At 62.2% G+C, this 1,005-nt stretch carries 3 protein-coding genes; all 3 read right to left on the bottom strand.

What is annotated here, in order from left to right; translation table 11 throughout:
* Positions 1-33 precede the first annotated feature (33 nt).
* Positions 34-186 (bottom strand): hypothetical protein, encoded by a 153-nt coding sequence (locus tag H928_RS32035; RefSeq protein WP_021025320.1) that lies wholly within the window; start codon positions 184-186, stop codon positions 34-36.
* Between the two features lie 110 nt (positions 187-296).
* Complete coding sequence (locus H928_RS26005) at positions 297-734, bottom strand: ogr/Delta-like zinc finger family protein (RefSeq protein WP_021025321.1); 438 nt, start codon at positions 732-734, stop codon at positions 297-299.
* Between the two features lie 52 nt (positions 735-786).
* Positions 787-1,005, bottom strand: a 219-nt coding sequence (locus tag H928_RS26010; RefSeq protein WP_027010598.1) for a hypothetical protein, incomplete at its 5' end; no start/stop codon positions are given.

The raw sequence follows: 1,005 nt of genomic DNA on the forward strand, positions 1-1,005 counted from the left end.
GCTTCGGCCTTGTCTTGCTTCATCCCGCAGACCTCAAGCCAAATACACCGTGCAGCCGCCGCGCAGGCAACCAATGCGCTCCAGGTAATCGAATGCGCGGTCGTAGGCGGCACCAATGCCGGTAGCCAGAATGCAGCGGGCCTTTTGCTCGCCGTCTTTTAGGTAGGTCATTTGGAAGGTACGCATTTGCTGATCCAAGGTTTTTGGGCAAAAAAAGCCCCTGCCAGGCCCGCAGGCCTTGCAAAAATTGATTGGTTTGGGTGGGTGGTGGTGGCCGCTATTGAGCGGCTCGGGCGCTAGCTGCTAGCGCCTGCCGGCTTGTCGCCTGCAAACAGATCGCCGGTCACCGGCTGGGGGGACAGCGCGTCATGGGCGGCCTCGCCTGCGTTGTCGAGTACCACGCGCATCATGTCGCGGCGCACATGGGTGGATAGCGGCAGATTCACAGTGGGGTCAGGCGTGGCGCTGGGGCTCAGCGTGCGCACAATCTCGGTGGTGGCCACAAAGGTGTGGCCGCATTCCACATTGGTGCATTGGTAGATGGTTTCGCGCATCGTGGCGCTGACCGGCTTGCTGGTGCGGATTTCGCACGTTGCCTTGCAGTGGGGGCACTCCATGCGGGTGCCCTCCATGCGCAGGCGGCGGCCCGTGTGGTTGCCGCGCGGCTTGCGCAGCTCGGCCTTTTTCAGCTCCGCCTTGTGCAATGCCTTTTGTTCTGCTGTGGTGTGCATCATGGTGTGCCTTTGTGCAGTCGATTTAGCCACTTTTGAGCCGCTCAATAGCCGCTTACTGCTTGGCAAAGAATTGCACCTGGCCGCGCTGCTGCTTGTACTGCTGCAGGCCCAACAGATAGACAAAGCGCAGGAACGGCGCGGCATGCTCCAGGCCCAGGCTGTGGGCCATTTCCATGGCCTTCTGCTGCTCGGACGGGAAGATGCGCAGGCCGGCCAGCACGTTGGGGTACTTGGCGGCCTCGCCGGCTGGCTTTGCGTCCACGCCGCTGCC

This window comes from Comamonas sp. B-9, from assembly GCF_000410635.1.
In the GTDB taxonomy this organism is placed as follows: Bacteria; Pseudomonadota; Gammaproteobacteria; order Burkholderiales; family Burkholderiaceae_C; genus Comamonas.